Raw genomic sequence first — 26,148 nt, 5'->3', positions numbered from 1 at the left:
CGCTGGTTTTCATCCGATACTCAATCTGGCTGGAAGCGTGATCCCCGTCCCGCCAGGGTCCGGGAGGATGCGACAAGTTTTGACAATCCGCCAGAATTTTGGCACTTTGTCCCCCTTATGACACAGTGCGAAATTGGTTTTAATAAGCACTTAAAAAACAATAACTTGGCGTCAGGTGTGAAAATATGGATAGGATGGCTATGGGTGTGCTGCTTGTTGATGCCGATGATGTGCGGCGCCAGCAACTGGGGACTGTGCTCTCCTTCATGGGGATCCCCTGGCAGGAGGTGGTAGAGAGCGATCTCGATGTGGCCATCGAGACTGCCGGGCCCTTGCAGGGGATTCTGGCCGGGGAACTGCGCGAGCGCGCCCTGAGTGAGCTGCTTGCCGCCCACCCTCGTCTGCCCTTCCTCTCCCTGATGCCGGCGAGCCATGGTTGCAGCAACTTCATCGGGGTGGCCGAGGCGCCCTTTACCTATGAGTCCCTCACCCGTCACCTGCACTTCTGCCAGGCCTTCATCTCCCTGCATCCCCGTCATCAGACCCACGACAAGGGTCAGACCCTGCTGCGCCTGCTGGTGGGCAAGGGGAGGGGCATCCAGGAGGTGCGCCGTCTCATCGGCCAGGTGGCCGAGACCGACGCCAACGTACTGATCCTCGGTGAGTCCGGAACCGGCAAGGAGGTGGTGGCTCGCGCCATCCACGAGCTGTCCGCCCGAAGCGCGGGCCCCTTCGTGCCCATCAACTGCGGCGCCATTCCGGCGGAGCTGCTCGAGAGCGAGCTGTTCGGTCACGAGAAGGGGCCTTCACCGGTGCCATTGCCGCCCGGCGCGGCCGCTTCGAACTGGCCCAGGGGGGCACCCTCTTCCTCGACGAAATCGGCGACATGCCGCTGCCGATGCAGGTCAAGTTGCTGCGGGTGCTGCAGGAGCGCCAGTTCGACCGGGTCGGGGGCGGCAAGGCCGTCCAGGCCGATGTGCGGGTGATCGCGGCGACCCACCGGGATCTGGAAGCCATGATCCGCACCCTGGCATTTCGCGAAGATCTCTACTACCGCCTCAATGTGTTCCCCATCGAGACGCCCCCCCTGCGGGATCGGGCCGACGACATCCCGCTGCTGCTGCAGGAGCTGCTCAATCGCCATGCCGAACAGCACAAGGGGATCATCCGTCTGACCCAGCGCGCCATGGAGTCCCTGATGCAGTACGCCTGGCCCGGCAACGTGCGCGAGCTGTCCAACCTCATCGAGCGCCTGCTCATCCTCTATCCGAACCAGATCGTCGATGTAGCGGATCTGCCCGGCCGCTATCGCCTGCTGCCCTGCGAGCCACGAGATGAGCGGCTCACCGAGATGGACGAGCGGGACGCCCTGGCTGCCGTGTTCCAGTCCCCACCAGAGCTGGATCCCGGCATCGCCATGCCCCTGCCCATGCAGTTGCCCCAGGAGGGGGTCAACCTCAAGGAGATGCTGGCCGACCTCGAGGTGGAGCTGATCCGCCAGGCCCTGGAGTCCCAGGACGGGGTGGTGGCCCGCGCCGCCGACCTGCTCAGCATGCGCCGCACCACCCTGGTGGAGAAGATGAAGAAGTACGGCATGAGCAAGGACAATTGAGGTCAATGCTTTGACGCATTGACCCAATACATTGATAAATAACGTCTATTTTGCTGGCATGGAAATTGAATAAGCTGACTAAATCGCCAGTTTGAGGTCAGCTTTATGACAATCTTGCAGCAGGATGCCCCCCTCCAGTCACATGAAGTGAGTCAGCTTTACGCCATCTTCACGGCGCTGCCGACCGGCGTGCTGCTGCTCGATGGCGAGGGGCTGATCACCCGCGCAAACCCTGCCGCCCTGGCGCTGCTGGGAGAGCCACTGGAAGGCCTCTCCTGGCGCCAGATCATCGCCCGCTGCTTCGAACCCCGTGAGGATGACGGTCACGAGATCTCCTTGCGCGACGGCCGCCGGGTCCAGCTGTCGACCCAGCCGCTGCCGGATCAGCCCGGCCAACTGGTGTTCATTACCGACTTGACCGAGACCCGCCAGTTGCAGGACAGGGTCAACCACATGAAGCGCCTCTCCGCCCTTGGCAACATGGCGGCTTCCCTGGCGCACCAGATCCGCACCCCACTCTCCGCCGCCATGCTCTATGCGGCCAACCTGGCCAACCGCACCCTCAAGCCTGAATCCCGCAGCCAGTTCCAGCAAAAATTGATGGCGCGCCTGCAGGATCTCGAGAAGCAGATCAACGACATCCTGCTGTTTGCCCGCAATGGCGACAACCAGGTGGTGGCGCCCCTCTCGGTGCAGGGCTTGCTGGCGGAAGTGCAGGCGGGGGCCGACGCCTTCTGCCAGCAGCAGGGCTGCGCCTTGCATCTGGAGGCCCCTGAGCCCGATCTCTGTCTGCTTGCCAACAGCAGTGCCCTGGCGGGGGCCATCAACAACCTCATCGCCAATGCCCGGCAGGCCGGCGCCGATTCGCTCCTGGTGAGCGCTGTGCGCAGCGGCAACCGGGTGGAGATGCGGGTCATCGACAACGGTAAGGGGATGGCCCCCTCCCTGCTCAACCAGATCTTCGAACCCTTCTTTACCACCCGATCCCAAGGCACGGGCCTCGGTCTTGCGGTGGTGCAGTCGGTGGTACGAGCCCATCAGGGGGAGGTGAGCGTGGCCTCGGTCCCTGGCGAGGGCACCTGTTTTACCCTGTCCTTCCCCCTGCATCAGCAACAGGTTCAGTTGGGGGGCGTGGCATGAGGCGCGCAAAAGCCGGAGCGCCGGTGAAGATGATTCTCGACAAGGCCATGTTGGTTGTAGGAGGTGTGGCATGACCCAGGCTCGCATTTTGGTGGTGGAAGATGACAACGGCCTGCGCGAGGCGCTGGTGGATACCCTGCTGCTCGGTGGCTATGAGTGCCGCGAGGTGGACAGCGGCGAGCGGGCCCTGCTTGCCCTGTCCCGTCAGCGCTTTGACATGGTGATCTCCGACATCCAGATGGGGGGCATGGATGGTCTGACTCTGCTCGCCAACATCCGCCAGCAATATCCCCAGGTGCCTGTGCTCCTGATGACGGCCTACGCCAACATCGACGGGGCGGTGCGCGCCATGCGCGAGGGGGCGATCGACTATCTGGCCAAGCCCTTCTCCCCCGAGGTGCTGCTCAACCAGGTCAGCCGTTATGTGCCGGCCCAGAAGGTGGAGAAGCGGGCCGTGGTGTACGGGGACCCTAGGACTGCGGAGCTGTTCCAGCTGGCGACCCGGGTGGCGAGAAGCGAAGCCACCGTCATGGTGACCGGCCCGAGCGGGACGGGCAAGGAGGTGTTGGCTCGCTACATTCACGACCACTCCAACCGGGCAGAACAGGCCTTCGTCGCCATCAACTGCGCCGCCATTCCGGAGAACATGCTGGAAGCGACCCTGTTTGGCTACGAGAAGGGCGCTTTCACCGGTGCGGTGCAGGGGTGCCCTGGCAAGTTCGAGCAGGCTCAGGGAGGAACCCTGCTGCTCGACGAGATCACCGAGATGGATCTGGGACTGCAGGCCAAGCTGCTGCGGGTCTTGCAGGAGAAAGAGGTGGAGCGGCTCGGCAGCCGCAAAATGATCCCCCTCGATGTGCGGGTCATTGCCACCAGCAACCGGGATCTGAAAAAAGCGGTGCAGGACGGGCTGTTCCGCGAAGATCTCTACTACCGCCTCAACGTCTTCCCCCTGCGCTGGACGGCGCTCTGGGAGCGCCCGGGGGACATTCTTCCCCTGGCGGAGCATCTGCTGGCGCTGCATGCCAGCCAGATGGGGCTGCCGACGCCGCAGCTTGCAGAGGGCGCCCGAGAGCGTCTGATGGCTCACCCCTGGCCCGGCAACGTGCGCGAGCTCGACAACGTGGTGCAGCGCGCCCTGATCCTCTGCCCAGACGGCCTCATCGACTGTGAGCACCTGATCCTGGAAGAGACGGACGAGACCCTGGTGCGGCCGCTTGAGCGGCTGTCAGGGGAGGGGCTTGGCGGCGAACTCAAGCTGCAGGAGCACCAGATCATTCTGGACACCCTGCAGGAGTGCAACGGCAGTCGCAAAGCGGTGGCCGACAAGCTCGGCATCAGCCCGCGCACCCTGCGCTACAAGCTGGCCCAGATGCGTGACGCCGGCATCGAGTTGCCCGCCTAGGCCTGACAGGCGCATGGCCTTGCCGGTCCGGCTCGATTATCATGGGCCCTGACGATCGGAATCCGGCTCCCCGCACAGTGCGTGGGGAGCCCAGCTAGGAGACCCCCATGATCTCTCATCGTAAACTGGAAAGCCTGCTCAACCACCTGCTCGAACCCCATGCCATCAAGGATTACTGCCCCAACGGCCTGCAGGTGGAGGGGCGCGAGCGCATTCGCAAGGTGGTGACCGGCGTCACCGCCAGCCAGGCCCTCATCGATGCCGCCGTGGCCGCCGGGGCCGATGCCATCCTGGTTCATCACGGCTACTTCTGGAGCGGCGAGCCGGCCCAGATCACCGGCATGAAGCAGCGTCGTCTCAAGACCCTCTTGACCCACGACATCAATCTGTTTGCCTACCACCTGCCGCTGGACGTGCACCCCGAGGTGGGGAACAATGCCCAGCTTGCCAGGTTGCTCGGCATCAAGGTACGTCGCGGCCTCGAACCCTGGAACAGCAAGAGCGTCGCCATGGTGGGCAAGCTGGAGGAGCCCATGAGCGGCAGCGATTTTGCCAAGCTGATTGCCGAGCGTCTCGGTCGCGAGCCGCTTCATTGTGGTGACAGTGGTCCCGAGCTCATCCGCTCCGTGGCCTGGTGCACCGGCGGTGGTCAGAGCTACATCAGCCAGGCGGCGGAGCAGGGCATCGATGCCTTCATCTCCGGCGAAGCCTCCGAGCAGACCATCCACACTGCCCGGGAGATGGGCATGCACTTCTACGCCGCAGGCCATCACGCCACCGAGCGCTACGGCGTCAAGGCGCTGGGAGAGTGGCTCGCCACCGTGCACGGGCTGGAGGTGACCTTTATCGATATCGACAATCCGGTGTAGGGCCGATTAGCCGCGCAGCAGCGTCATCGGACGTGATGACAGCCATTGCGCTGGTCGATGGAAATGACAAGGGAGGCCTGAGCCTCCCTTGTTGTGTCTTACGGCTGCTCGCGGTTACTCGCTGGCATAGCCTGCCAGGCCAAGCTGCTTGCCATCGAGGAAGGCAGACCCTTCTCGCATCTGCAAGCGCCCTTCACAGAACCACTGCACTACCAGGGGGTAGATGCTGTGCTCCTGCACCTGGACCCGGGCGGCGACCTCGTCGGCACTGTCCCCTTCGAAGATGGGGACCCGTGCCTGGAGGATCACCGGGCCGCCGTCGAGCTCTTCGGTGACGAAGTGGACGCTGGCGCCGTGCTCGTCATCACCGGCCTCGATGGCGCGCTGGTGGGTGTGCAGACCCTGGTATTTCGGGAGCAACGAGGGGTGGATGTTGATCATCCTCCCCGCGAAGTGGCGCACGAGGTCGGCGCTCAGGATCCGCATAAAGCCGGCCAGCACAACCAGATCCGGTTGATAATCCGCCATCAGGGCCAGCAGGGCGACATCATACTCCTCCCGGCTGGCGAACTGCTGCTGGGCCAGGATGGCGGTTGCCACCCCGGCTTCCCTGGCACGCACCAGGCCATAGGCATCAGCCTTGTTGCTGATGACGCCGACCACCTGACCGGCAATCTTGCCGCCGGCACAGCCGTCGAGGATGGCCTGCAGGTTGCTGCCGCTGCCTGAGATGAGGACGAGGATGCGTTTCATAGGGGAGGTCATCTGGCCGTTGATCCGATCATTCATTGAATGATGACCTGCTCCTCACCATCGGCCGCCTTGGCGATGTGGCCGATGTGCCAGGCGTTCTCGCCTTCGGCCTTGAGCAGGGCCAGTGCCTTGTCCAGCTGATCCGCCGGCAGGGCGATGATCATGCCGACGCCGCAGTTGAAGGTGCGATACATCTCGTGGCGGGTGACGTTGCCTGCCTGTTGCAGCCAGCTGAACACCGCCGGCCACTGCCAGCTCTGCTCGTCGATGACCGCCTGGGTGTTGGCGGGCAGCACGCGCGGGATGTTCTCCCAGAAGCCGCCGCCGGTGATGTGGGACAGGGCGTGGATCTCGCACTCCTTGATAAGCTTGAGCACGGGCTTCACGTAGATGCGGGTCGGCTCCAGCAGGGCGTTGGCCAGGGTGGTATCACCCAGCGGCTGCTGCACGTCGGCCTTGGAGACTTCCAGGATCTTGCGAATGAGGGAGAAGCCGTTGGAGTGGGGACCGCTGGCGGCCAGGGCGATCAGGGCATCCCCTTCGCCAACCTTGCTGCCGTCGATGATCTCGCTCTTTTCCACCACGCCGACACAGAAACCGGCGATGTCGTAATCTTCCCCTTCATACATGCCAGGCATTTCGGCAGTTTCACCGCCGACCAGGGCACAGCCGGACTGTTCGCAGCCGGCGCCGATGCCGGTGACCACGGCAGCGGCAGTGTCCACGTCCAGTTTGCCGGTGGCATAGTAGTCGAGGAAGAAGAGGGGCTCGGCGCCCTGCACGATGAGGTCATTGACGCACATGGCGACCAAGTCGATCCCCACGGTGTCGTGCTTCTTCAGGTCGATGGCCAGACGCAGCTTGGTGCCCACCCCGTCGGTACCGGAGACCAGTACCGGTTCCTTGTAGCCAGCAGGGATTTGACACAGGGCCCCAAAGCCGCCAAGACCACCAAGGACTTCAGGACGACGAGTGCGTTTTGACACGCCCTTGATACGTTCAACCAGTGCATTGCCGGCATCGATATCTACGCCAGCATCCTTGTAGCTCAGTGAGGTTTTGTCAGTCACGCGTATTCCCCGTCATATAAAGAAGTGGAGGGTAAAATTCGGGGCGTATTCTACCAGCGGGCACGAAAAACCAGAAAGAAAATCGTTTGCGCGTTTTTGAATCGAAAAGCTCTACAAGCCGTGGCTTTTGTTGTATGATTCCGCGATTTTTTTGGCGCCGGTTAGAGGAGATAATAATGAAAGTCGTTGAAGTCAAACACCCCCTGGTCAAGCACAAGATCGGCCTGATGCGCGAAGGCGACATCAGCACCAAGCGTTTCCGTGAACTGGCCAAGGAAGTGGGCAGTTTGTTGACCTACGAAGCGACCTCTGACTTCGAAACCGAAAAAGTGACCATCGATGGCTGGAACGGCCCTGTGGAAGTCGACCAGATCAAGGGCAAGAAGGTCACCGTCGTGCCCATCCTGCGCGCCGGTCTTGGCATGATGGATGGCGTGCTGGAGCACATGCCGAGCGCCCGCGTCAGCGTGGTCGGTATCTATCGCGATGAAGAGACCCTGCAGCCTGTCCCCTACTTCGAGAAGATCGTCAGCAACATCGAAGAGCGTCTGGCCCTGGTCATCGACCCCATGCTGGCCACCGGCGGCTCCATGATCGCCACCATCGATCTGCTCAAGAAGAAAGGTTGCCAGTCCATCAAGGTGCTGGTGCTGGTTGCCGCGCCGGAAGGCATCAAGGCGCTGGAAGCCGCTCACCCGGACGTGGAGCTGTTCTGTGCCTCCATCGACCAGGGGCTGAACGAGAAGGGCTATATTGTCCCGGGTCTGGGGGATGCCGGCGACAAGATCTTCGGCACCAAGTAAGCATCACCCCATCGCCGCGCCCAAGGCGCGCAAACGGAGCCGGCATCCTGCCGGCTCCGCTGTTTCTCCCCCCCTTTGCTTGCTGCCATGCGCGCCTTGCCGCTACCATAAGCACCATCCCCCATTTCGAGAATCTTCTTTATGCTGAAACGCTTAGCGACTCTCCTCTGCTGCTGTCTGCCACTCGTGGTGTCGGCCGCCCAGGTAACCGACCTCTATCAGGGCAAGGCTCCCACCAGTGGCGACATGACGGCCGCCCAGTCCCAGGCGCTGGGGGATGTGCTCGTCAAGGTGACGGGCAAGCGCGATATCCTCACCCAGCCGGATGTGGTGAAGGCCCTGGCGGCGCCGGCGGATTACGTGCAGCAATACAGCTATCAGGACATCGGCTCGGTCAAGTTTCTCAAGGCGGATTTCAATGTGGCCAAGGTGAACGCCCTGGTCGGCCAGAGCAAGTTTGCCCTGCTTGGCCCGGTGCGGCCGCAGGTCGCCATCTGGCTGGTGGTCGACGAAGGGGAGCGGCGCATTCTGCCGGATCAGTCCGGCGATGGCTGGTCCGAGGCGCTGCGTGCCCAGACCCAGGCCATGGGGCTGCCGGTCAGTCTCCCGCTGATGGACTTGGATGACAACATGGCGGTCAATGCCACCGATGTCTGGGGCCGTTTTGCCGATCCCGTGCTCAAGGCGAGCCAGCGTTACGGCGCTGAAATGGTGGTGCTCGGCAAACTCACCCCGGAGGGGGAGGCCTGGAGCATCGATTGGGGTCTTTATGGGGCCAAGCCGGGGGCGCAGGCAGGAGAGCTGACCGAGCTGACCAAGGGCTCGGGTTCAGGTACCCAGGCCGAGGTGGCAAAGGGCTTTGCCGATGCCCTGGCCGGTTGGCTGGTGCAGCAGTACGGTACCCGTCTCTCCGGTGTCGCCTCCAGCCAGACCCTGGTGGTGGAGGGGCTGTCCGATATCGATGGCATGATCCAGATCCAGAAGCTGCTGCAGGGGATGGCCAGTGTCACCAAGGTGGCCATCGGCAAGCTGGAAGGGGACAAGGTGACCTTCAACCTCTCGCTGCAGGGGGACAAGGCCGAGCTGGTGAGGGGGTTGCAACTGGAGAGCCGCCTGCATCAGGTGGAAGACAACGAGAGCGGCCTGCGCTATCAATGGTCGCAGCCCTGATCCCGGGGAAGGATCCTGACCGCCCGGCATGGTCCGGGCGGTTCTCTATCTGCCCCGCTGGTGATACACTTGCCCGCAAATATCACAGTCAAAGCCCAACGAGTGAAGCAACCGGCCCAACTGTCTTTAGCCGTACAACTACCGGATGATGAAACCTTCGTCAGTTTTTATCCCGGCAACAACGCCCATCTGATCACCGCCCTCAAGAATGCGGCCATCGGTCAGGGCTCGCCCTTCCTCTATTTCTGGGGAGCCAAGGGGTCGGGCCGCTCCCATCTGCTCCATGCCACCTGCGCCGAGGTCAACGCCCGCGACGCGGCGGCGGCCTATCTCTCCCTCGATCAGTTCGAACAGCTTGACCCCAGCATGCTCGATGCTTTGGAGAGCCTGCCCCTGGTCTGTCTCGACAGCCTGGAGGCGATCGCTGGCAACGCCCTGTGGGAGCGGGCCCTGTTCGACTTCTACAATCGCTGGAAGGAGAAGGGGGAGGGGACGCTCATCGTTACCGGCTGCAGCGCGCCACGCAAGCTGGGGCTGCAACTGCCGGATCTCGCGTCCCGTCTCGACTGGGGAGTGAGTTTCCACCTTGACGAGCTGGACGACGAGGGCAAACTCAGCGCCCTGCAACTGCGCGCCGAGCTGCGGGGTTTCAAGCTGCCCATCGACGTGGGCCGTTTCCTGCTCAACCGCCTCTCCCGCGACATGCGCACCCTGCTTGCCACCCTCAATCGTCTCGACAACGCCTCCTTCCGTGCCAAGCGCAAGCTGACCATCCCTTTCGTCAAAGAGATCCTCGAGCTCTGAAAACCTATCCCATTAGGCTAACTTATTCGCCATTTTGAACCTGGGCAGTGCTCGAAATCTTCACGTACTACAGTACGCTCCGGTTTCTGCGCGCTGTCCGTGTTCAAACTGCCTTCAACGATTACGCCTACTGGGATAGGTTCTAAGCCCCATAACGACAAACCCCGGGACTTGGCCGGGGTTTGTTTGCGAGCATTACACAGCTATCAGTGGAACTGATCTTCTTCGGTGGAGCCGGTCAGCGCGGTCACCGACGACTGGCCGCCCTGAATGACGGTGGTCACCTTGTCGAAGTAACCGGTCCCCACCTCCTGCTGGTGTGCCACGAAGGTGTAGCCACGCTCGGCAGCGGCGAATTCCGGCTGCTGCACCATCTCGACATAGTGCTTCATCCCCTCGCCACGGGCGTACTGGTAGGCCAGCTCGTACATGTGGAACCACATGTTGTGGATACCCGCCAGAGTGATGAACTGGTATTTGTAGCCCATGTCGGAGAGCTCCTGCTGGAAGCGGGCGATGGTGGCATCGTCCAGGTTCTTCTTCCAGTTGAAGCTCGGGGAGCAGTTGTAGGCCAGGATCTTGTCCGGATACTGGGCCTTGATGGCCTCGGCAAATTTGCGCGCCTCGTCCAGATCGGGCTTGGCGGTCTCGCACCACACCATGTCGGCGTAAGGGGCGTAGGCCAGGCCGCGGGAGATGGCCTGCTCGATGCCGGCCTGCACCTTGTAGAAGCCCTCGCTGGTGCGCTCACCGGTCAGGAAGCCGGCATCGTAGGGGTCGGCATCCGTGGTCAGCAGATCTGCCGCGTTGGCGTCGGTGCGGGCGATCACCAGGGTGGTGGTGCCGCAGACGTCGGCTGCCAGACGGGCTGCGATGAGCTTTTGCACCGCTTCCTGGCTCGGGACCAGTACCTTGCCGCCCATGTGGCCGCACTTTTTCACGGACGCGAGCTGATCTTCGAAGTGCACGCCGGCGGCGCCCGCTTCAATCATCCCCTTCATCAGCTCGAAGGCGTTCAGCACGCCGCCGAAACCGGCTTCCGCATCCGCCACGATGGGCAGGAAGTAGTCGATGAAGCCCTTGTCCTCTGGTCCAACTTTGTTGGCCCACTGGATCTGGTCGGCCCGGGCGAAGGAGTTGTTGATGCGCTCCACCACGGAGGGGACGGAGTTGGCCGGGTAGAGGGACTGATCCGGGTACATGGTGGAGGAGAGGTTGTTGTCCGCCGCCACCTGCCAGCCGGAGAGATAGATGGCTTCGATGCCGGCCTTGGCTTGTTGCACCGCCTGGCCGCCGGTCAGGGCGCCGAGGCAGTTTACATAGCCTTTCTTGGCGCCGCCGTGGATCAGCTCCCACAGTTTGTCGGCGCCGCGTTGGGCCAGAGTGTGTGCCGGCTGCAGGCTGCCACGCAGGTTCACCACGTCCTCGGCGCTGTAGCCGCGCTTGATCCCTTTCCAGCGGGGGTTTTCTGCCCAGTCTTTCTCGATAGCCTGGATCTGTTGCTCACGGGTCAGTGCCATATCAGTTCCCTCTTTCATTGATTTCACGTTTCCATTGACTTGTTATGGGGGCCGTTACCGGCCCGGGTCTCACAGCCGCTCGTAGCCGGGCAGCGTCAGAAAATCGATGAGTGTGTCGGCGCAGGTGATCTCGTCCATCAGGGCGCTTGCCTCGGCGAAACGGCCAGATTGCCAGCGGGCCTCGCCCACTTCGCCTCTGACCACCTCCTGCTCCTCGGCCAGCATCTGGCGGAACAGCGCCTTGGTCACTGCCTGACCGTTGGAGAGGGTCTTGCCGTGGCGGATCCACTGCCAGATGGAGGTGCGGGAGATCTCGGCGGTGGCGGCATCTTCCATCAGTCCGTAGATGGGCACGCAGCCATTGCCGTTGATCCAGGCTTCCAGGTATTGCAGGGCGACGCGGATATTGGTGCGCATGCCCGCCTCGGTGCGATCACCCTCACAGGGGGCCAGCAGGTCGGCGGCCGTGATGGGGGCATCCTGCTCGCGCAGCACGCCGATCTGGTTCTGGGCACCCGCCGGAATGGTGGCGTTGAACACCGCCATGGCGGTATCGGCCAGACCGGGGTGGGCGACCCAGGTGCCATCGTGGCCGTTGTCGGCCTCGCGCTGCTTGTCCGCGTGCACCTTGGCAAACACCTGCTCGTTGACGGCCGCGTCCTTGGCCGGAATAAAGGCGGCCATACCCCCCATCGCCAGCGCGCCGCGTTTGTGGCAGGTCTTGATAAGGAGTCGCGAGTAGGCAGAGAGGAACGGCTTGTCCATGGTCACCACCTGACGATCCGGCAGGACGCGATCCGGGTGGTTCTTCAAGGTCTTGATATAGCTGAAGATGTAGTCCCAGCGACCGCAGTTGAGGGCGACGATGTGATCCTTCATCTGATAGAGCAGCTCGTCCATCTCGAATACCGCCGGCAGGGTTTCGATGAGCACGGTGGCCTTGATGGTACCGCGGGGCAGACCGAATTTGTCCTCGGTCCAGGCGAACACCTCGCTCCACCAGCGCCCTTCCAGATGGCTCTGCAGCTTGGGTACGTAGAAGTAGGGACCGGATCCCTTGGCCAGTAACGCCTTGTGGTTGTGCAGGAAATAGAGGGCGAAGTCGAACAGGCCGCCGGGAATGGGGGCACCATCGAAGGTGACATGTTTTTCCGGCAGATGCAGACCGCGCACCCGGCAGATAAGCACGGCCGGGTTGGGATTCAGGGTATAAGCCTTCCCTTCCGGGCTGGTGTAGGAGACGGTGCCGTTGACCGCATCGCGCAGGTTGATCTGACCTTCGATCACCTTGTTCCAGGCGGGAGCCAGTGAATCCTCGAAGTCCGCCATGAATACCTTGACGTTGGCGTTGAGGGCGTTGATCACCATTTTGCGCTCGACCGGGCCGGTGATCTCCACACGGCGGTCCTGCAGATCGGCGGGAATGCCGCGCACCGTCCAGTCACCATCGCGAATATGGGCGGTCTCTGGCAGGAAGTCCGGCAACTCGCCGCCATCGATACGGGCCTGGCGTGCGACTCGCTGCTTCAGCAGCTCATTGCGTTGGGGAGCGAAACGTTCCACCAGTTCGGACACCAGGGCCACCGCATCCGGCGTCAGGATCTGCGCGTAATCGGGAAGCATCTCGCCTTGAATGCGCAGGCGGGTGCTGCTGATGGTCTGGGCCGGTGCCGACATAGTGGGTACTCCTCCAAAAGTTACATTTTGAATTTATTAACTACGACTAACGTCTATATCCCTTTCTTTTAAACTCCCCATAACAGCGGGGTAACACGATTCATAAGGTGCAAAAGAATGGCGGATTCGTCAACTTGATTTTTAAAACAGGTGTTTTTTGATGATAGTTAAGATGCTGTTTTAAATTGATTTATGTGATTAGTGCAAAAGCTCTTTGCAGATGGTTATGCTCTTGGGTCGCCGGGGCGGCAGGGGGGAGAATTTCGGTAGAGGGGATGGGCTAAAAATGTAATTAATTACGTAATAAAATTACAAATGCAAAAACAAATCCCGACATTACTCCAAGCTTTGCAAAAACAGCTGTATGAAATGCCTTCGTTCAATCCAGCCTGCATGAGGGCTATGAAGTGACCGGGTAGTGAACTGGTGTTTAAAACTAAAATGTCAAATTGGGTCAAAATGACGAAGGCGAACAGGAGAGAGGGAAATGACGAGCAATAACGTAGGTTTGTATCAAGGCGTGTCCATGAAGGAGAGGGAGGTTGGGGCGCAGAAGATGGTCAATTAAACTGATTTTTGAAGAAAAACTAGCATTTTGTCGTTATTTGCGGTGGCGGTCTGTTGGCCGGGGTCAAGGGCGGTGCCGGACAGCAAAACCGGCATCTTGAACCGCACTATGGCACGGGCTCGTCTCAGTAATCTTCATCCGGGGCGGCGAGATCGATCACATCGAGGTGCACTGAACTGCCAAACCCGTGCTCTGCGGAATCGAGCTCGGAGGGCGTGGGGGAGATCAGGGGCTGAACGGGCTGGGAGTCAACAGCTTGGGTCATGGATGCTTGCCTCATTGATTGCAAGCCGGTCGGTGATTCCATCACCCTAGTGTCCACCTCCCTGTTTTTATGGCCGGCGGAAAAGTTGCGTATCCTAGCGGCACTTTATGAAAGCTTCAAGTGGTTCTGTATAAAATTCATGCCAATAAAAAGTGGCGACCCGATGAACGGGGGAGGCGAGAGGAAAAAGAGGCAAGCGTCGGGCGTGCAGGCAAAAAAATAGCCCAGTCGTTTGACTGGGCTATTTTCGGGGAATTTGGTCGGTGTGAGAGGATTCGAACCTCCGACCCTCTACACCCCATGCAGATGCGCTACCTGGCTGCGCTACACACCGACGGAGTCAGCTCGGCTGACGGGGAGGAAGTCTAATCGGATGAGTTGGCGGGCGCAACTCCTTTTTTATCAGGGAGATGCCGACTGCTTCTTTATTGTTCAGCCAAGATGCAACTTGGGCCCTGGCCGGAGTTTTGGCATAATCGCCGCCCCCTTAGGCGGGCACAGAGTGGCGAACACCCAACTCGGGGCGTTCCGATGTCGCCGGGGCCTTTGGCCTCTCTTTCATTGACAGCATCTTCTGCCGTGGGCTATCGGCTACCGGCCAGCGCGAGGGGGAAGGGGCCCGGTGTGCCCAGGGCCGTGACGCAGCAATCCGGGAGTGCGCGGCCGATGCCGTGCAGGGGCCAGGCAAGCCGACATCATATCGACGAGAGGATCAGGGCGTGAAACCATCTGAAGTTGCAGCACAGATCAGCCAGCGCGAGCAGGACGAACGCTGGATGCGCCATGCCATGGCCCTGGCAGCCAGGGCAGAGGGGATAGGCGAGATCCCGGTAGGCGCCGTGCTGGTGCTGGGGGACAAGATAGTGGCAGAGGGGTGGAATCGCTCCATCAGCGAGCACGACGCCTGCGCCCATGCCGAGGTGATGGCGCTTCGGGAAGCGGGCAAGCAGCTTGAAAACTATCGCCTGCTCGACACCACCCTCTATGTGACGCTGGAGCCCTGTTGCATGTGTGCCGGCGCCCTCATCCACAGCCGGGTCAAGCGGGTGGTCTATGGTGCCCGGGATTTGAAGACGGGGGCGGCAGGGTCTGTGTTCGACATCCTGCTGGATCCCCGCCACAACCACCAGGTGGTACTGACGGGGGAGGTGCTCGCCGACGCCTGCTCGGCCCAGCTGTCGGATTTCTTCAAACGGCGCCGCGCCGAGAAGAAGGCGGCCAGACTCGCCGCGAAAGAGGCGCTTCCTCACGATGACACCGGGGCCTGATGGCCCCGTTTGCTTTTATTTCACTGCCAGACCGGCGGCCTGCTTCCCCCCGAATACCAACTACCACCCCTGCGATGAAGCCCGCGCTCTTTGCCGCTGTTGATGTAACAAAACTGTCATGCATCCGCCATATAATGCCGCCAAGCCTAGCTCACATTGAGGTCTTGCATGTCATCGGAATCGTTAAATCTGGTCATGGCGGGCAGTCGAAAACGCCGGATCAAGGATAAATTGGCCAAATATGGCGTCACCACAGGGGGAGCCCTGGTGCTGGTGGCGCTGTTGCTTATCTTCTTCTACCTGCTCTATGTGGTGAAGCCCATCTTCAATGGCGCCAGCATGGAGAGCACCGCGTCCTTCACCCTGCCCATCAAGGGCAAGACCGCCTGGCTCGGGGTCGAGGAGCAAAACGAGATAGGTTACCGCTTCAGCGACCTGGGGAAGGTCAAGTTCTTTGCCGTGCAACCGGATGGCAAGATCAAGACCGGACAGGTGATTGGCGAGGCACAGGTGAACGGCGAGATCACGGCGGTCGCGCCGCCTGCACCGGGCCAGAAACTCATCGCCTATGGGTTTGCCGACGGCAAGGCTCAGGTGGTGCAACCCTATTTCAAGATCTCCTATCCCAATGACGTGCGCGTCATTGAGCCCAGCCTGCAATATCCCTTCGGCGAGACCCCCGTGGTGATCGATCCCCAGGGCAAGGCGCTGACGCGCATGGTCTTCGAGGCGACCAAGGACAAGATGGCGACCGCGGCCGTGACCGAAGATGGTCGTGGTGTGCTGATGGTGATGAGCGGCGAGGAGAATTTCCTCTCCGGCGAAATCGAGTGGAGCAACCAGACCTACACCATTCCGTCCCTGCCACGCCATGTTGACCAGATGCTGCTGACCCCGAACCTGCGCCTGTTGTTCGTGCGCGAGGGCAACCGCCTGTCGGTCTATGACATCCACAACCTGAGCGACATCTCCCTGCGCAATGTCATGGAGATCAACGCCCCCAATGCCAGCGTGACCCAGGTGGCCCTGCTCTCCGGTGCGTCCTCCCTGCTGGTGGGCAACGACAACGGCGTCATCTCCCAGTGGTTCGAGGTGGCAAAGGGTGGCAAGCGCCAGTTCACCCAGATCCGTGACTTCAAGGGTGACGCGCCGGTCGCCCTGCTGACTCCCGAGCACTTTCGCAAGGGCTTCATCAGCGCAGGCAGCGACGGCACCATCAACTTCTTCCATGCCACCGGCGAAGCCAAGCTGCTTGGCGAGAAGATTGACGGGGGCAACCTGGCTGCCGTTGCCATCTCTCCTCGCCACAACCTGCTGTTGACCCAGCAGGGGGATGACTTCAAGGTCTTTGACGTCGAGAACGATCACCCTGAGGTAACCTGGTCTGCCCTCTGGCAACAGGTGTGGTATGAAGGCTATCCCGAGCCCCAGTACGTGTGGCAGTCCACCTCCGCCAGCAACGACTTCGAAGCCAAGCTGAGCCTGGTGCCCCTGGTGTTCGGTACCTTGAAAGCCTCCTTCTATGCCATGGTGTTCGCGGTGCCCCTGGGTGTCGCCGGTGCCATCTATACCGCCTACTTCATGTCGGCGGGGCTGCGCAAATACGTCAAGCCGACGGTGGAGATCATGGCGGCGCTGCCGACCGTCATCCTCGGCTTCCTGGCGGGTCTGTGGCTCGCGCCCATCATCGAAGGGGCCCTGCCCGGGGTGATCCTGCTGCTGATCCTGCTGCCCATGGGCATGCTGCTCACCGCCCTGGTGTGGAACTATCTGCCGGAGCGCGGCCGCACCTGGCTGCCGGAAGGCTGGCACGCCATCCTGCTCATCCCTGTGCTGCTGTTCATCGGATGGGGCGCCTTCGCCTTGAGTCCCATCATCGAGAACGCCTTCATGCACGGTGATTCGCGCATCTGGCTGACCCACGACATGGGCATCAAGTTTGACCAGCGCAACTCACTGGTGGTCGGTATCGCCATGGGCTTTGCGGTCATCCCCACCATCTTCTCCATCGCCGAAGACGCGGTCTTCTCGGTGCCCAAGCACCTGACCCAGGGCTCGCTTGCGCTGGGGGCGACCCCGTGGCAGACCCTGAGCCGGGTGGTGATCCTCACCGCGAGTCCGGGCATCTTCTCGGCGGTGATGATGGGCCTTGGCCGCGCCGTGGGCGAGACCATGATCGTGCTGATGGCCACCGGCAACACCCCCATCATGGACTTTTCCATGTTCCAGGGGCTACGGACCCTGGCGGCGAACATCGCGGTGGAGATGCCGGAATCGGAAGTGGGCAGCTCCCACTACCGGGTGCTCTTCCTCGCCGCCTTCGTGCTGTTTGTGTTCACCTTCTTGTTCAATACCCTGGCCGAATTCGTCCGCCAGCGGTTGCGTGAAAAGTACAGCTCTCTGTAAGGACTAAGGAATCGACAATGGGTAAGTGGTTTAAATCGGGGGCCCCCTGGATCTGGATGACGGGGGGCGCCGTCAGCCTGAGTCTGGTGGCCGTACTGGGTCTGTTGTTGCTGATTGGCTGGCGTGGTCTGGTCTATTTCTGGCCCCATCCCATCTATGAGTGGCAACTTGAAGATGCAAGCGGCAACAAGAGCGTCCTGATTGGCGAGATCAACGACCGGGAGCTGGTGCCGGTGGAGCGCCTGCGCGCCGCCGGCCAGGCGCTGGAAGGGGAGGATCGCGAAGAGATCACCCGTTATCTGGTCAAGACCGGCAACCGGGAGTTCGTGGACCTCGATTTTCGCTGGGTGCTGGAGACCGATATCAAATCGCGCGCCCAGCCGGCGGAGCTCGCCATGGTGGAACGCGCCACCAACGGCAACTTCTATGGTTACATCACCTCGGTGAAGGAAGATGGCCAGGAGCTGACCACGGATCTGCATCCCGCCTTGCAGCGGGTGCTGGCCCGTGCCAACGGCCTCTCAAGCCAAGCCAACGACCTGCAAAAAGGGGCCATCGGCAGCATCAACTATCAGCTGGAGCGCCTGCGCCTGAAAGAGCGCAAGGCCGAGCTGGATGACAAGCTGACCGATCAGCTTAAAGCCGAGCTGGCGAGCGAGCGTCAGGCCCTGAACGATCGTTACCAGGTGCTGGAAAAAGAGCTCTTCTCCCTGCGTACCCAGGCGGACAGAGACAGCATCACCGTCAAGGACATGCGCGGCGAGCTGGTGACCATGCCCATGTCCCGGGTGCTGGATGTAGTCTGGCCCAACGACATGAGCCTGATGGCCAAGGTGGGTCACTGGTTCCACCAGATTGGCAAGTTCGTCTCCGATGACCCCCGGGAGGCGAACACCGAGGGCGGCGTCTTCCCGGCCATCTTCGGCACCGTCTTCATGGTGATCCTGATGGCCATCATCGTGACCCCGCTCGGGGTGGTGGCGGCGGTCTACCTGCACGAGTACGCGGGCAAGAACAGCCTGACCAAGATCATCCGCATCGCGGTGATCAACCTGGCGGGGGTGCCCTCCATCGTCTACGGCGTGTTTGGTCTGGGCTTCTTCGTCTACACCCTGGGGGGCAGCATCGACCGCCTCTTCTACCCGGAAGCGCTGCCGAGCCCGACCTTCGGCTCCCCCGGTGTCATCTGGTCAGCCCTGACCCTGGCCATTCTGACCCTGCCGGTGGTGATCGTCTCCACCGAAGAGGGGCTGGCCCGGATCCCGAGCACCATTCGCCAGGGTTCGCTGGCGCTGGGTGCCACCCAGGCCGAGACCCTGTGGCGCATCGTGCTGCCCATGGCCAGCCCGGCCATCATGACCGGCCTTATCCTGGCCATCGCCCGTGCGGCGGGCGAGGTGGCGCCGCTGATGCTGGTGGGGGTGGTGAAGCTTGCTCCCACGTTGCCGATGGACGGCAACTTCCCGTACCTGCACGTGGAGCGCAAGTTCATGCACCTGGGCTTCCACATCTATGACGTGGGCTTCCAGAGCCCGAACGTCGAGGCGGCGCGTCCTCTGGTCTACGCCACCTCCTTCCTGCTGGTGACGGTGATCGTCGGCCTCAACCTGACGGCGATCGGTATTCGTAACCACCTGCGCGAGAAATTCCGGTCGCTGGAACATTAATCCAGCCATTACAGAGACGGGCAGGGGTCTTCCCTGCCAACCAGATATTCCGGCAGCGGGCAAGACGTTTGCCCGCTGCCACCAAGAGAATTTGAGGTAAACAGATGATCAACGTAACACCGAGTTCGGCCCCGCACACCGCCACCGACCTGCTCAACCTGACCCCGGAGCAGACTGCGCTGGAGGTGAAGGATCTCAACCTGTACTACGGCAACAAGCAGGCGCTGTTCAACGTCAACATGAAGATCCCCAAGGGTCAGGTCACCGCCTTCATCGGCCCGTCCGGTTGCGGCAAGTCCACTTTGCTGCGCTGCATCAACCGGATGAACGATCTGGTGGAGATCTGCCGCATAGAGGGGGAGATCCAGCTGCACGGCCACAACATCTACGACAAGAGCGTGGATGTCTCCGCCCTGCGCCGACAGGTGGGCATGGTGTTCCAGCGCCCCAACCCCTTCCCCAAGTCCATCTACGAGAACGTGGTCTACGGCCTGCGCCTGCAGGGCATCAATGACCGCCGTACCCTGGACGAGGCCGCCGAGCGTTCCCTGCGCGGTGCCGCCCTGTGGGAGGAGGTGAAGGATCGTCTGCATGACAACGCCTTTGGTCTCTCCGGCGGTCAGCAGCAGCGTCTGGTGATTGCCCGTGCCATCGCCATCGAGCCGGAAGTGCTGCTGCTCGATGAACCGACCTCGGCGCTGGACCCCATCTCCACCCTCACCATCGAGGAGCTCATCAACGAGCTCAAGAGCCAGTTCACTGTGGTGATCGTGACCCACAACATGCAGCAGGCGGCGCGGGTCTCGGATCAGACCGCGTTCATGTACATGGGGGAACTCATCGAGTACTCGAATACCAACACCATCTTCACCACCCCGGCCAAGAAAAAGACCGAAGATTACATCACTGGTCGCTACGGCTAAGGCAAGGTTGGTGCAATAAGGTGATTGATATGAACAGCAAGCAACAGATTACCGGCCAGTTCAACGGCTAAGGCATAATCGGAGCATCAAGGATTATTTGTATGGACAATATGAACCTCAATAAACACATCTCCGGTCAGTTCAATGCCGAGCTTGAGAATGTGCGCAATCAGGTGCTGGTGATGGGCGGTCTGGTGGAGCAACAGCTTACCGACGCCATCGCCGCCATCCACGATCAGGATCTGGACGCGGCGCGCAAGATAGTGGCCAATGACCACAAGGTCAACGCCATGGAAGTGGCCATCGACGAAGAGTGCACCCGCATCATCGCCAAACGCCAGCCCACAGCGTCCGACTTGCGTCTGGTGATGGCCATCATCAAGACCATCACGGATCTGGAACGCATCGGCGACGTGGCGGACAAGATAGCCCGCATGCTGACCGACAACGCCAACAAGCCACAGCCGCCGCTGGTGTCCCTCGAGAACATGGGGCGCCGCACCATCAAGATGCTGCACGACGTGCTCGATGCGTTTGCCCGCATGGATCTGGAGGCGGCCATCGCCGTTTACAAGGAAGATGACAAGGTCGATCGGGAGTACGAGTCCATCATCCGCGAGCTGATGACCTACATGATGGAAGATCCGCGCACCATTCCCCAGGTACTCAACGTACTGTGGGCGGCGCGAGCCATCGAGCGGGTCGGCGATCGCTGTCAGCACATCTGCGAGTACATCGTTTACTACGTCAAGGGCAAGGACGTTCGCCACACCAAGGCGGACGAGCTGAGCGATCTGCTTGGCAAGAGCTGATGAAATGAATAAAAAGGCGCGTTTCGCGCCTTATTTTAATAACTTAGATGATTGAAATAAAAGGATTTATTTCAATCAGTGTCCACGCTGTGACCACATTGAGGAAATCAAAGTAAAGGTCCCTGCTAAGGCAGGGGTCTTTGGATCTGCCAGCTAGCCAACCATATGCATCACAGTGATAACTGCTCTTGCTGTCCACTACTATCGTCAATACTCCAGCGGATAGTTGCTTTTTACTTAAACTTCGCTATCCAGTTCCACTGCTTGGATCTCAAAACGCCATTGCTCATCCAGGGGAAATCGGTTGATGAAGGAACGGGTATATCAGGGGAAGAAAATACAACCTCAAAAACCCGCCTGCGTCGCTGTTGGTCTTCTCGCAGTTAAGACAGCATAGCTCAACTTCGGCGGCCTGCTTCCCGGTATCTGCATAGCTGATGCCCGCCAGAAATTCCTCCCTTAGTGCCCAACCACGCCAACCCGCTGGTGATGGTATGTCATGGGTATCAGACACTGATTCGACATACGCATATGCCACCTCTATATCGTCATCCAGACCACAGCCAAGACTCCGCTTGTCGTGTTCCGGTATGGGGTATCTTTCGTCCTGTGAACTCATGGTCTTCTCTAGATCTGTACAATCTGTACAACGTGACAGCACTGGGGAGGGACGTCCATCACATCACTACACATTATATGTTCGACAGTATATGTCAGTGATTGTATATCTGTTCTCTAACCTCAATAAACCAAGAAGGAAAACCCACTAGCGCCCTTATATCTGAATCCCACCCACCCTTACCAAACAGCGGTATATCAATTTTATCCGCAGCGTTTAACATTAGCTCAAGTAATTCTTCCTCTTGAATCTCATTAGCTTCCATCAAATAACCAATCCACTTATTACCAATGTTGACATGGTAAGCCTCATCGTTATTAATATTGTAAAATGCATTTGCTTCAGGTAATCGGTTCAATATGGTAAGTTCCTTGATAAGAGATAGGTTTATCTCAACAGCATTTCCCTCTTGAAGTATTTGCTGGATAACTAGGGACTCCAATAGTGAATTAGACTGCATGTAACGCGCGATAACGTTGTTTGTATATGACTGACTTTTAAGGTCGCCACCTTTTTCTATAAATAGTTGATAAATATATTGAGCGTGTCGAGCCTCATCCCAGATTTGTTTTGCAAAATCTAGTGTAAACTCTCTTGGCATGTTCTTATTATTTAAAATTTGATGTGAGCAAATCTCCATTGCAGAAATTTCTACATCAACAAGAACATAGTACAGAAAAGCAATGTAGCTATCATTGTTTGAAACCAGTTCTTCGTTGCTATTGACACTAAAGGTTTTCTTCTCACTAAAGGTCATATCATCTGATCTCGCAGGAGGAAACTCAGCAGTTTTTTCATCTCCTACAAAGGTCATTGATTTTGACAGTTGGCTTTTTATCAATTGGACAGTCTCAAGCTCATGAGCAAGCAATACATCTTCCTTGTAGCTCAATATTTTGTTGCAACACTGCAAGACAGACTCTAAGTCATGTACCTTATATGAGTTGTCTGAAATAAGATTGTCAATAATAGGTGGTGATGCCATTGCTTTCAAGCGCCTCTCAAGGTGATGCGAAGTTACCCATAAAGCCGAAAGGTTAAGGCCAAATTGAATCTTTTCATCAATGCTCCCGGAGAGAATGATCTGACTAGAGTTTGTGTATATTCGATTAAGAATCACATCAATAGTTAATGAGTAAAATTCCCTTAAATCATAGATATTAATCATAATCTAGCTCCAAATCCTCACCACCGAAGACATACTCTGTACTTCCGCTTATCACCAGCTCGGCAATCTTCCCGTAAACCACATTGTTAAAAAGGTAACTAACAGACCTGTAGTTTCCTCCGAGCTTGTAAGCGAGTTTTGCTAACTTGGTTTTAAAATCTTCCTTAAATGAGATCTCTAATTTATTGCTACTTGCATACTCAATAGCAGCACGATAATATTCATCGTTGGCGGCCAACCGACGGAGGGTTTCCTCTGATGGACGGTCAAGATGAAGGAAAAAATCTACTCTGTTCGCAAGTTCAGGTATAAAACCGCATTTAATTAAATCATTTGGGTTTCTAATGGGTTTTCCGTTAAAACTTCCAGTTAATACAAAAATCATGTGTTTAGTATTCAAATTTACGGTTGGTTGTGGATTTACTCTCGATACGCTAGGGTTGTTTATGCCAACCTCGATCCCATCTAGTGGCTTCAGTAGTGACTGTTGAATCCCAACCCCATTGACATCCTTGCCAACAGATGGGGACGCACATAGCTTATCGAACTCATCAATATGAACGATGCCTAGTTCCGCCTTATCTTTGTCGTTTTCTGTTGATAAATACAACTTCTCAAATATCGTTGTTGGATCTTTACCTGTGTACCCAACTTCGGACAAATCTTTGGCATCAATTGTAACCATTGTCCTATAGCTAACATTTGACATAATGTTAGCCAATCTGGTCTTTCCTGAGCCGGACTCACCTGATATCACGACACATTTTGCTTTTGTCTCGAATGCGCGAATCCCGTCACTCAGCAATATCGACAAAATTCGGTTTACCTTACTAATCTCGCTCCCGTTATCAATAAGGCTTTGGTTTAATTTAGTTAAAGTTTTCATTCACACCTCACTCGAAAGTCCATCTCTGTAAATTTTTGAGCAGCGGTTCAAGAAAGCAGGCGCAGCAGATCCAATGATACAAAAAATGAAAAGAGGCATAAAAGAGTCATACGCATTCACCAAAAAGAGCAAACAAACTGAATACCCAGCAGTAATACCCCTAACTAAAGTATCGCTAGCTAGGATTACTTCCCCAAGATGCTCTTGAGGTGTTACTGCTTGACCAAGAGTCATTCCAGATATCCGGAAATAGAACTGCCCCCACCCAATCATCAAAGCCATCACATACAGGGAATATTCAGCAAAACCAAAACTTGCTGATACTGCAATAGCGAGCGCTGCAAACAGCGTAGACATTTTGGCGAATGTCGCAGCTAAAGTTGGATGAATTTTTAGTATATTGTTTGACACCAAGCCATTAATAACAAAACCTGCACTAATAAGTGACAAAACTACATTTTGAATAAATGTGAACTGCTCATTTGTTGACGATGCTTTTGCCACCATCATTGGTATCAGCACTATTAGACCAGTAAATAGTAGGTTGTTTAGAATCCTTGATATGGTAAGTCCTCGCAGAGCTGGACTGTCCATAATGATTTTATAACCACACCATAAATTTTTACTTTGCAGCTCCTTGTTCGATGCTAGTTGTCTCAACTCCTTACTCAGAACCCAAGGCAGGCAAGTTAAAAGATAAAATAACATGAAGAACATAAATGAAATTTCATGCCCGAAATACACCACAATACCCGCAGACAACAACGGAGAGACAATTACAGCCGATTGCATGGCTGTGGTATATTTTGTGAATGAGTGGGCTTTGTCTTTCTTGTCTTTTATCATCTTATTTAGTGATGAATTATTGTTCGGGTTGTCTAAACCAATGATGATAGAGAGACAAAACACTATAGCCAAAATCACATAGATGTTATTTGTAAAGATAAGTGGTGGTATCATTAACGATGAAAATAGTGGTGCAAAAAAGCCAATCCGAAACCCTTGATATCGAGCCAACAAACCACCGAGTAGAACCCCTGTAAAGCTAATACCCAAGGTGTTGGCTATTGATACTGAAGATGAAAATGCACCAGAACTATCAACCAACTCAAGCTTAGAGATAGCTGTAGCAATAACGCCGATGCCAGAAAATTGAGTTAAACAGCCAACGAGAATGATTGCAAAGATATTCAATTTAAACCCCCTTGTTGCCCAACTTCTTTATTAATGTACTGCCTCCATTTCTCCAGTGATTCTGACGGAATGTTCGGCAAAGCGCTAAAACCTAGTTCTTTGTAATATCTCAGCTCAAGTGGATTTTGTTGGCTTTGTTTCTGAAGGCCATCTACAAGTAGAAACTCAATGCCTGCGGATACTGTCGACATAGATTGAGCAAGGTAATATCCGCAAGCACGCCAGTACTGGTTACTTGGGTATCTATCCATGTAATTTTCTAATGATAGCTTTGGGTGGCATCCATCAAGGATTCGTTTAGGGCATCGGTATAGTGGATACCAGATGTCAATTTTGTCAATAGTTCTTACGGGGAATGGGGATAGGTTTTCACCACGAATAATTGAGTACATCGATTCAGCAAGAATATCCTCGAGGTTCAGGCCGGTTACAATTATATTTGTGTCGTTTTCTCTTGCAACATGACTCAAAACAAGACGGATCCCCAAAGTTCCAATAACTTCTAGGTCTGACTCTGGGTAGCATCTCTCGAAGTCTTCAGCCCAGCTTCCGCCATTCGTCTCACCACGAATAATGACATCAACCTCATTCGACTCAACCACCTTAAGTTTTAGACCAACATCTTCACAAATTTTATGCGCACGATGTAAACCCTTATCCCAATCAGCAATGCCCATCATCATTACTGGAATGATATTCTCTTTGGGGATGCCAGAATAAATAAGGCTAGTTAGAAGTGTATTTGAATCGCCACCACCACTAATGCCGACAACAATATTTTTATTGGTATAGTCTTCAACAAAATTTCCAGTGAACTTAAGCACCTCTCTATTCACAAACTCATGGCACTCTTCCTGACTCATAAGAATATGCTTTCTGCTTGAGCCATCATGGTTATCAAAGGTGTATTCAGCCGTTGGCACTGAATCCGCATCACGGTATACATCCAAATCTTTACCAATAATTGCTTGATAGTCGATGTTACGATCAGCTCGAAAAACGATATCAAAGCCTTTATGCTGTTCTTCTAGCTCCTTTACAGTAGACGTTTGGAACGGGATACACTCTGGCTTACCAGTATCATCTAGCTTGTATGCCGAAACGGAGTTGTATGGAATGCGATTAGTTAAGAGAACATCCTTAACCAACATTGAGTCAGTATTACACTCAAGTAAATAATCGCCATGCGGTGTTATTAGTTTGAATCCATTCATTGTGTTTTACCTATCATCTGAGTAATAAAAAGAGGGGACTCAACTCCCCCCTCTTGATTTTTAGAAATCACAATATAGAAACGTCTATATCGTTAATTATTAACCACTAACCACGCGAGTTGAGCTTCCACAGATATCACCTTCATTATTTTTACCAAGGTGTGCTTTTGCTATAGCGGTAAGTGACGACAGGTTCGCTTTACCTTTAGTGTTTACTCATGTACAGAACCTTAAGCGGCAAGCGAATTAATAATACCGTCTAACGTGTTGTTTTGCTTGGATTTTCTCTGCCTACTCTTTTTGCCGTTTTTGGATAAATACACCATTGCCCACTC

At 57.0% G+C, this 26,148-nt stretch carries 20 protein-coding genes, 1 tRNA gene and 1 pseudogene; 12 read left to right on the top strand and 10 right to left on the bottom strand.

The window, feature by feature from the left end:
- Positions 1–194 precede the first annotated feature (194 nt).
- From ACNPAA_RS13290 to ACNPAA_RS13275, 4 genes and pseudogenes are all read left to right on the top strand, one after another.
- Positions 195–1,612 (top strand): annotated as a pseudogene (locus ACNPAA_RS13290) (sigma-54 dependent transcriptional regulator).
- 105 nt (positions 1,613–1,717) lie between these two features.
- Positions 1,718–2,752 carry a sensor histidine kinase gene (locus ACNPAA_RS13285; RefSeq protein ID WP_042879582.1) on the top strand — a complete coding sequence of 345 codons (1,035 nt, stop codon included), beginning with the start codon at positions 1,718–1,720 and terminating at the stop codon, positions 2,750–2,752.
- 70 nt (positions 2,753–2,822) lie between these two features.
- The gene (locus ACNPAA_RS13280) at positions 2,823–4,157 is read left to right on the top strand and encodes a sigma-54-dependent transcriptional regulator (RefSeq protein ID WP_053288348.1); all 1,335 of its coding nucleotides are present in this window, start codon (positions 2,823–2,825) and stop codon (positions 4,155–4,157) included.
- A 107-nt stretch (positions 4,158–4,264) separates the two neighbouring features.
- Entirely contained in the window at positions 4,265–5,026 is a 762-nt protein-coding gene (locus ACNPAA_RS13275; RefSeq protein WP_042864115.1) for a Nif3-like dinuclear metal center hexameric protein, read from the top strand.
- Between the two features lie 114 nt (positions 5,027–5,140).
- On the opposite strand, the gene purN is transcribed toward ACNPAA_RS13275, so the two are convergent.
- Both purN and purM read right to left on the bottom strand, forming a co-directional pair.
- Positions 5,141–5,779 carry a phosphoribosylglycinamide formyltransferase gene (gene purN / locus ACNPAA_RS13270; protein ID WP_048208753.1) on the bottom strand — a complete coding sequence of 213 codons (639 nt, stop codon included), beginning with the start codon at positions 5,777–5,779 and terminating at the stop codon, positions 5,141–5,143.
- 32 nt (positions 5,780–5,811) lie between these two features.
- Complete coding sequence (purM, locus tag ACNPAA_RS13265; protein ID WP_010675274.1) at positions 5,812–6,849, bottom strand: phosphoribosylformylglycinamidine cyclo-ligase; 1,038 nt, start codon at positions 6,847–6,849, stop codon at positions 5,812–5,814.
- Positions 6,850–7,025: 176 nt separating this feature from the next.
- Here purM and upp point away from each other — a divergent pair, with 176 nt between their 5' ends.
- The 3 genes from upp (at position 7,026) to hda (ending at position 9,626) form a co-directional block, all read left to right on the top strand.
- Entirely contained in the window at positions 7,026–7,652 is a 627-nt protein-coding gene (upp, locus tag ACNPAA_RS13260) for a uracil phosphoribosyltransferase (RefSeq protein WP_005302745.1), read from the top strand.
- 141 nt (positions 7,653–7,793) lie between these two features.
- The gene (locus tag ACNPAA_RS13255; RefSeq protein ID WP_104454387.1) at positions 7,794–8,822 is read left to right on the top strand and encodes a DUF2066 domain-containing protein; all 1,029 of its coding nucleotides are present in this window, start codon (positions 7,794–7,796) and stop codon (positions 8,820–8,822) included.
- A 102-nt stretch (positions 8,823–8,924) separates the two neighbouring features.
- Positions 8,925–9,626, top strand: coding sequence for a DnaA inactivator Hda (gene hda, locus ACNPAA_RS13250; protein ID WP_010675272.1), 702 nt, complete (start codon positions 8,925–8,927; stop codon positions 9,624–9,626).
- Between the two features lie 206 nt (positions 9,627–9,832).
- Here the strand turns inward: hda and aceA are convergent, their stop codons facing one another.
- From aceA to ACNPAA_RS13230, 4 genes are all read right to left on the bottom strand, one after another.
- Positions 9,833–11,146 (bottom strand): isocitrate lyase, encoded by a 1,314-nt coding sequence (aceA, locus tag ACNPAA_RS13245; RefSeq protein WP_041214877.1) that lies wholly within the window; start codon positions 11,144–11,146, stop codon positions 9,833–9,835.
- Positions 11,147–11,215: 69 nt separating this feature from the next.
- Entirely contained in the window at positions 11,216–12,823 is a 1,608-nt protein-coding gene (gene aceB / locus ACNPAA_RS13240) for a malate synthase A (protein WP_417891817.1), read from the bottom strand.
- 692 nt (positions 12,824–13,515) lie between these two features.
- Positions 13,516–13,656, bottom strand: coding sequence for a hypothetical protein (locus ACNPAA_RS13235; protein ID WP_010675269.1), 141 nt, complete (start codon positions 13,654–13,656; stop codon positions 13,516–13,518).
- Between the two features lie 257 nt (positions 13,657–13,913).
- Positions 13,914–13,990 (bottom strand) — tRNA-Pro (locus ACNPAA_RS13230).
- A gap of 385 nt (positions 13,991–14,375) precedes the next feature.
- On the opposite strand from ACNPAA_RS13230, the gene tadA reads away from it, so the two are divergent.
- The 5 genes from tadA to phoU all read left to right on the top strand — a co-directional run bounded on the left by tadA (position 14,376) and on the right by phoU (position 20,732).
- A complete protein-coding gene (tadA, locus tag ACNPAA_RS13225; protein ID WP_080944231.1) occupies positions 14,376–14,924 on the top strand; it encodes a tRNA adenosine(34) deaminase TadA in 549 nt (182 codons plus the stop codon).
- Between the two features lie 168 nt (positions 14,925–15,092).
- Positions 15,093–17,330, top strand: a complete 2,238-nt coding sequence (locus ACNPAA_RS13220; RefSeq protein WP_161469701.1) for an ABC transporter permease subunit — start codon at positions 15,093–15,095, stop codon at positions 17,328–17,330.
- Positions 17,331–17,347: 17 nt separating this feature from the next.
- The gene (gene pstA, locus ACNPAA_RS13215; RefSeq protein ID WP_045524164.1) at positions 17,348–18,997 is read left to right on the top strand and encodes a phosphate ABC transporter permease PstA; all 1,650 of its coding nucleotides are present in this window, start codon (positions 17,348–17,350) and stop codon (positions 18,995–18,997) included.
- A 104-nt stretch (positions 18,998–19,101) separates the two neighbouring features.
- A complete protein-coding gene (pstB, locus tag ACNPAA_RS13210) occupies positions 19,102–19,920 on the top strand; it encodes a phosphate ABC transporter ATP-binding protein PstB (protein ID WP_010675264.1) in 819 nt (272 codons plus the stop codon).
- A 101-nt stretch (positions 19,921–20,021) separates the two neighbouring features.
- Positions 20,022–20,732 carry a phosphate signaling complex protein PhoU gene (phoU, locus tag ACNPAA_RS13205; protein WP_011898554.1) on the top strand — a complete coding sequence of 237 codons (711 nt, stop codon included), beginning with the start codon at positions 20,022–20,024 and terminating at the stop codon, positions 20,730–20,732.
- Positions 20,733–21,445: 713 nt separating this feature from the next.
- Here phoU and ACNPAA_RS13200 read toward each other — a convergent pair.
- From ACNPAA_RS13200 to ACNPAA_RS13185, 4 genes are read right to left on the bottom strand one after another with little or no spacing between them, the layout of a single operon-like run.
- Entirely contained in the window at positions 21,446–22,519 is a 1,074-nt protein-coding gene (locus tag ACNPAA_RS13200) for a DUF455 family protein (protein ID WP_113720028.1), read from the bottom strand.
- Entirely contained in the window at positions 22,512–23,405 is an 894-nt protein-coding gene (locus ACNPAA_RS13195; RefSeq protein ID WP_408809089.1) for an AAA family ATPase, read from the bottom strand. The genes ACNPAA_RS13200 and ACNPAA_RS13195 overlap by 8 nt, the downstream gene beginning before the upstream one ends.
- Positions 23,406–24,599, bottom strand: a complete 1,194-nt coding sequence (locus tag ACNPAA_RS13190) for an MFS transporter (protein WP_113720030.1) — start codon at positions 24,597–24,599, stop codon at positions 23,406–23,408. It abuts the gene before it with no gap.
- Positions 24,596–25,813, bottom strand: coding sequence for a hypothetical protein (locus ACNPAA_RS13185; RefSeq protein ID WP_161469700.1), 1,218 nt, complete (start codon positions 25,811–25,813; stop codon positions 24,596–24,598). The genes ACNPAA_RS13190 and ACNPAA_RS13185 overlap by 4 nt, the downstream gene beginning before the upstream one ends.
- Positions 25,814–26,148 lie beyond the last annotated feature (335 nt).

The sequence above is a fragment of the Aeromonas sp. PS2Canimalfood6 genome (assembly GCF_048276795.1).
Lineage (GTDB): Bacteria > Pseudomonadota > Gammaproteobacteria > Enterobacterales > Aeromonadaceae > Aeromonas > Aeromonas caviae.
This window is presented reverse-complemented; position numbering and strand designations above follow the sequence as displayed.

Coding starts and splice junctions, on each gene's coding strand:
- ACNPAA_RS13285 (WP_042879582.1), top strand. CDS start 1,718: ATGACAATCTTGCAGCAGGATGCCCCCCTCCAGTCACATGAAGTGAGT.
- ACNPAA_RS13280 (WP_053288348.1), top strand. CDS start 2,823: ATGACCCAGGCTCGCATTTTGGTGGTGGAAGATGACAACGGCCTGCGC.
- ACNPAA_RS13275 (WP_042864115.1), top strand. CDS start 4,265: ATGATCTCTCATCGTAAACTGGAAAGCCTGCTCAACCACCTGCTCGAA.
- purN (WP_048208753.1), bottom strand. CDS start 5,779: ATGAAACGCATCCTCGTCCTCATCTCAGGCAGCGGCAGCAACCTGCAG.
- upp (WP_005302745.1), top strand. CDS start 7,026: ATGAAAGTCGTTGAAGTCAAACACCCCCTGGTCAAGCACAAGATCGGC.
- ACNPAA_RS13255 (WP_104454387.1), top strand. CDS start 7,794: ATGCTGAAACGCTTAGCGACTCTCCTCTGCTGCTGTCTGCCACTCGTG.
- aceA (WP_041214877.1), bottom strand. CDS start 11,146: ATGGCACTGACCCGTGAGCAACAGATCCAGGCTATCGAGAAAGACTGG.
- aceB (WP_417891817.1), bottom strand. CDS start 12,823: ATGTCGGCACCGGCCCAGACCATCAGCAGCACCCGCCTGCGCATTCAA.
- ACNPAA_RS13235 (WP_010675269.1), bottom strand. CDS start 13,656: ATGACCCAAGCTGTTGACTCCCAGCCCGTTCAGCCCCTGATCTCCCCC.
- ACNPAA_RS13220 (WP_161469701.1), top strand. CDS start 15,093: ATGTCATCGGAATCGTTAAATCTGGTCATGGCGGGCAGTCGAAAACGC.
- pstA (WP_045524164.1), top strand. CDS start 17,348: ATGGGTAAGTGGTTTAAATCGGGGGCCCCCTGGATCTGGATGACGGGG.
- pstB (WP_010675264.1), top strand. CDS start 19,102: ATGATCAACGTAACACCGAGTTCGGCCCCGCACACCGCCACCGACCTG.
- phoU (WP_011898554.1), top strand. CDS start 20,022: ATGGACAATATGAACCTCAATAAACACATCTCCGGTCAGTTCAATGCC.
- ACNPAA_RS13200 (WP_113720028.1), bottom strand. CDS start 22,519: ATGATTAATATCTATGATTTAAGGGAATTTTACTCATTAACTATTGAT.
- ACNPAA_RS13195 (WP_408809089.1), bottom strand. CDS start 23,405: ATGAAAACTTTAACTAAATTAAACCAAAGCCTTATTGATAACGGGAGC.
- ACNPAA_RS13185 (WP_161469700.1), bottom strand. CDS start 25,813: ATGAATGGATTCAAACTAATAACACCGCATGGCGATTATTTACTTGAG.